This is a genomic window from Aeromonas sp. S13(2024), assembly GCF_041402405.1.
GTDB lineage: Bacteria > Pseudomonadota > Gammaproteobacteria > Enterobacterales > Aeromonadaceae > Aeromonas > Aeromonas veronii.
This window is the reverse complement of record NZ_JBGLRA010000026.1, coordinates 1-5160: the sequence shown is the minus strand read 5'-3', so window position 1 is coordinate 5160 and position 5160 is coordinate 1. Positions and strand designations below refer to the sequence as shown.

The window sequence follows — 5160 nt, the reverse complement described above, 5'->3', positions numbered from 1 at the left end:
CGGAGCGGCCGCATCATGCGTTGAAATACAGAACCCCCGATGCAGTACATAGGGGGTTCTGAGTAGAGAAATGCTAGTTGAAAATGTGTAAACCTATTTCAGGACTAGACATGCATCGATGCGCAATAAAAACCCCGCAGCAAATAGCGGGGTTGTTCATGACTGGACTTAAACGACGGGCATCACTCCAGCAAGAAAACAGCCTCGATATTATCACTTACCGTGATCTGCTGTTGTTGATAGCTGTTGTCCGCCATATCCGGCGCGGGAGCAGCCATCGCCATGGCCTGCACCACCTTCAGGTTGCGGCTGTAGGCGGTAATGGGCGAAGCATTGCGGTACTCCACACTGTAGACCTTGCCAAGCTTCATCCCAAACGCCTTGGCCAGAGATTCAGCCTTGGTTTTGGCATCCTCAACGGCATTCAAACGGGCCTGCTCCTTGATGACCTGCGGCGACTTCAACCCGTACTCCATCTGGGATACGGACTCCAGCCCGGCTTTGAGTGCGGTATCCATCAGGGGGCTCAACTTGTCGAGCTGATAGAGCTTCACCGCCAATTGTCGCTGAGCACGATACCCCAACAATACCGGCTTCTTGTTCTCGCCATACTGATATTCCGGAGAGACCATCAGGTTGCCAGCCTCAACATCGCTGCGCTTGATCCCCAACCCTTCCAGTTGGCTGAAAAAGGCTGCGACCTTGGTATCGACCTGCTGCTTGGCCTTGAGGCCCTGCTTATCCAGTGCACTCACCGCCACATTGAGGGTGAGCATATCGGGTTCGGTCTTCTGCTCGGCATAACCGCTCACCACCAGATGGGGCGCTTGCGGCACTTCAATCGCCAGCAGCGGAGCACTGACAACCAGAGCGGAAAGAGTAAGAAGGGGACGCCACATAGAAAAAACCTCAATCGGAAAGATTGAGGCCATTATGCCCGTGCAGCTACGGGATTCATATATCGTGCAAGGGGGGGAGCTGATCCAGTATCTGATTGGTCAGATCGAGACTAATGGTGACCATGCTGCCGGGATCCTGGCTCTGGTTTGCCATATCCAGAGCAGGAGCCGTGCCACAGACTAACACCTCATCATCGAAATGGAACGAGTCCCACGACAGAACGTGTCCTTGCACCGCCTGTCCGATATTGGTGCCACCACTATCCTCCTCCATCGCAGACCAAGGGATGGTATCAGACGGCCCTAGCAAATCTTGCAACAATGGAGAGTGAAAACTGGCCAGCGGATACTCCTGCTGACCCTGATGATGGCCAACCAGAATCATGTTATGGGCAGACTCGGTATCCATGACCGGCACATAAGTGATAGAGGCCGTAGCGAAATCAACATAGAGCGAGCCCGCTACATCACCGGCCTCATTCTCAATCTCCATCCCATCCAGCCGATCCCCCGCGATCGAGGCCTGATAGCCAAACTGGCCTGCGCAGGTAATGTTCCCCTGCCCATCCCAGCTATAACGGATGCCATCAATGTCGACCCAGTTGAATGACTGCATGATTACCCCTCTCCTCTACTGCCGCTATCTTATCCATCCCCTTGAGGAAAAAACAGGGGCCAGGCAAGCCCGGCCCCAAGACAGGGTTACGGCTCAACCTTCAAGTTACCGTCATCCAGCAAGTGCTTGATGATCTCCTGATTGGAGCCCAGTGAGGCGAGGTCGAGTGAATTCTGGAACTGGATGGTCAGTTCCGGGCTCCCACCGGCCCCGGCAGGATCTATCGTCAACGTCTTGGTCGTCGTGTTGAACTGCAGATAGTTGTCCAGCACGGCTGCCAGATCCTCGTTGTTCCCCACTGCAGGTACGCCGACCAGCAAATCCGAGAGATCCAGTACATCTCCACCATTGTTCGTATCACCTAAAGTGAAATCAGTAATGGTATCGATACTGCCGTCCGCATCCCCCGCCAGCCACTTGAAGCTGTCACTCTCCCCACCACCGGTCATGGTATCGCTGCCAAGGCCGCCGATCAGAATGTCCTTACCAAGGTCGCCCGTGAGTATATCGCTACCAGAACCACCATCCAGATAATCATCACCGACACCTCCAACAAGGGTGTCGTTCCCTTCCTGGCCAAAAAGGATATCGTTGCCACTGCCACCATATAGGGTGTCATTACCACCACTGCGGCTACTCTCCCCACTCAGCTCAGTAATATGGGTCCGGATGTAATCCACCGTCTGTTCACGTGTCCACCCATGACTGGACTCCAGCGTTTCAAATACCAGCCAACCAGAACCTTGGGGCAGATCCAGTCCCAACTCGCTGGCCAGCGTATCGGTATTGAGTACATCGCCAAACAGGATGTCATTGCCAACACCACCATCGGCCACGTCATTGCCGGCCCCCAGCAACACGGTAATCTGATCCCCCTCGGTCAGGGCTGCCGTCAACTGCTCGGCACTGGTCACAATCTGGGCATCGCCGATCGGGGCATTGAAACCCTGCTCGATCCGGATATTGTCTATCCGTACCTCAGCATTCCGGTCATTGGAGCTGTCGAGCAGTTCGAACACAAACCCGTATTGCCCGACAGGCAGTCCATCGGTTGTGATAGTGCTGTAAGCCGTCAAAACAGACGAACTAACGCCAGTAATGGTGCCCGTTTGCACTGGATTGAGCATATCCCAGACACCACCCTCGAGTTTCACCAACTTCCAGGTGAAGCTGTCGCTGCTATTAACACCATTCAAGGCATACTGGAACTGCAGACTTGCTCCGGCTTGTGCCGCAGAAACCTGGATGGCATTGGCCACGGCGAGCGCCAATATTGTCCTGTCAGAATCAGAACCGGTTCGATCATCCCGGATCCGCAAGCTTCCATTCGTAACAGTATGCGATCCCTGAGCATCACCACTGAGCACCCATCCCGAGGCGGCATTTATGCCGCTACCACTACCAAATGTGGCCAAGTCAAGGAAGCTGCCTGCCGAGTAAAACTGATCTGCCGTTTCAGTCGTGTTATCAAAGAACTTCAACAAATCCTTGTTAACATCATTGGTCACCCCGATTGCATTGACCTGACTGATGGCACTGAGTGAAACAAAAGCATCCACCGACTCCTTGATCACCTCAAATGTGGTGCTGTTGCCTGGTCCGGCGACCTGATTGCTGTCATTGAGGTAGTAAGTCGGGTTACCATCCGTGACAAAGAATGTCAGGTTCTGGTAACCGGGAGCAGCCTTGCTACCATCATTGAACCACTGCACGGCCTGATTGAATGCGGCTTCATAGTTGGTGCCACCATTGGCAACCAGTGCATCAATGGCATTGGTCAGGTTGCTCACATTACTGGCACCAAGCCCTACTATTGTCACACTCTCGCTGGCATTCGCTGCAAAACCAATCAAGGTGACATTGATCTCACCATCATGATCTTTCAACTGGTTGGCCAAATGGGTCAGGGAGGCCTTGAGCATATTCAGTCGTGATCCAGCCATACTGCCAGACACATCGACCACCAGGGCAATATTGTAATTCTCACCCGGGATGAAATTGGTACTGGTGCCTCCGATGTCCCCCACCACAATATCGTGACCAGCACCGCCTGCAACCAGACCATCCAGACTACCGTTGGAGTTGGGCACCTTGTGATCATCATCCGTGCCGGGGGTCCCGGTAGTGTCGGGGATATCCGAGGTGTTGCTGCCCACAACCAGAATATTGGACGCGACGGGAGGCTCATTGCTCTTGACCGATACAGTAAAGTTGGCGCTGGCTTTATCTCCATCGGCATCAGTCAAGGTAGCACTGAAATCAAGGTCAATATCAGGAGGCGTGATCTTGTCGATCACTCCGAAATTCTCGATCCTCACTGAGTCATTGCCATTCAGCACAAAGCGGACATAAAGCTGGCTGAACTCCCCATCGGGTTCTATGCTGGCCAACTGCATCGACCCTTTGAGTCCTGACAGAACAAGCTCTCCGGAATCGACGACGGTCACGCCATCGGCAGCATAAGCCACCCACTGTATGGTGCTGGTATTGGTGTTGCCAACCCCGTAGACGTTGAAAGAGAGCCCATCAACGGCTGCAGTCGTGGATACCTTGAACCCTTCGTTATTGTCTAGGTTGCCGTTCTTAATCCCGAAACCATTGTTGTTCGGGTTGAGATTATCTGCATCACTCCCCGGCAGATCCTGAGGATTATTGACGCTGCCATTGAACAGCAGACCATCGAACAGTACACCAATCCCGCCAGCAGTAACTCCAATCGTCTCAACAGGCCCGCCAGCACCGAACTGTGCCCCGATCGAGAAAGTCTGGGTTGGCTGGGGAGTAACCAGTTCAAAGCTGTAAGTATTGTCGTCATTGAGTGTCAATGTATAGAACACTTTAGGTGGCTGCCCACTACCATCAATGGTTGCTACCAGAGTCTTGCCATCAGTCGACAAGGTTTCTGTGATCCCTGCCAAATCAGGCCATCCAGTCAGTTTCAGTCCACCAGTACCCAGAGAGCCATCAGCACCAAAAGAGACGCCAAACAATCCACCGGTAGTGATGTCGGCTACATTCATCACTTCCAGACTTTCGATGCCTGTGATCACGGGCATATCGTCTTCAATAACAACACTTACCTGCTTGGTATCACTCAAGTCACCATCACTGGCTGACAGGTTGAAGGTAAATGTCTTCAGTCCTTCCTTATCGTCTCCAAATTCATGATCGATGGGCCCCAGCAAGGTGACGGTATATTTACCAACCGGATCTACAGATACTTGTATGACTGGGATCCCTCCCGCTGAACCCACCAGTGTCGCAGACCCTATACCACTCCACACAACTGGTACACCTCCAGAGCTCAGGCCAGATGGAGCAGAAAGAGTGAACGTAAAGGTATTGCTGTCGATATCTGTCACACTTGCCGTCGCATAGGTCGAAGTGCTGTCGGTAATATCGCCGGGATTGGGTGAATTGTCTGGATTGGATCCCGGCAATCCCTCCTCGGATATACGCAGATCCGAGACAGTCAGCATGGGAGCATCGTTAGTTGCAGTGACGGTCACGGTGAAGGGCTTGTTGTCTGCCCCACCCTCGTCCGTGGTCCCCTCCACGTTGCCATTCACGACCCCGCTCCAGTCCGCCGGCAAGCTAAAGCCCGGCACTCCCGCTGTGCTCGCACCGCTCCAGCTGTAGCTGCCC

3 protein-coding genes are annotated in these 5160 nt (G+C 53.4%); all 3 read right to left on the bottom strand.

The window, feature by feature from the left end:
- Nucleotides 1–182: 182 nt before the first annotated feature.
- The 3 genes from ACB042_RS20060 to ACB042_RS20050 all read right to left on the bottom strand — a co-directional run bounded on the left by ACB042_RS20060 (nucleotide 183) and on the right by ACB042_RS20050 (nucleotide 5084).
- Nucleotides 183–899 (bottom strand): SIMPL domain-containing protein, encoded by a 717-nt coding sequence (locus ACB042_RS20060; protein WP_371178992.1) that lies wholly within the window; start codon nucleotides 897–899, stop codon nucleotides 183–185.
- Between the two features lie 55 nt (nucleotides 900–954).
- On the bottom strand, nucleotides 955–1515 hold the full coding sequence (locus ACB042_RS20055; protein ID WP_111899599.1) for a hypothetical protein: 561 nt from the start codon (nucleotides 1513–1515) through the stop codon (nucleotides 955–957).
- A gap of 86 nt (nucleotides 1516–1601) precedes the next feature.
- Nucleotides 1602–5084 carry a VWA domain-containing protein gene (locus ACB042_RS20050; protein ID WP_371178991.1) on the bottom strand — a complete coding sequence of 1161 codons (3483 nt, stop codon included), beginning with the start codon at nucleotides 5082–5084 and terminating at the stop codon, nucleotides 1602–1604.
- Nucleotides 5085–5160 lie beyond the last annotated feature (76 nt).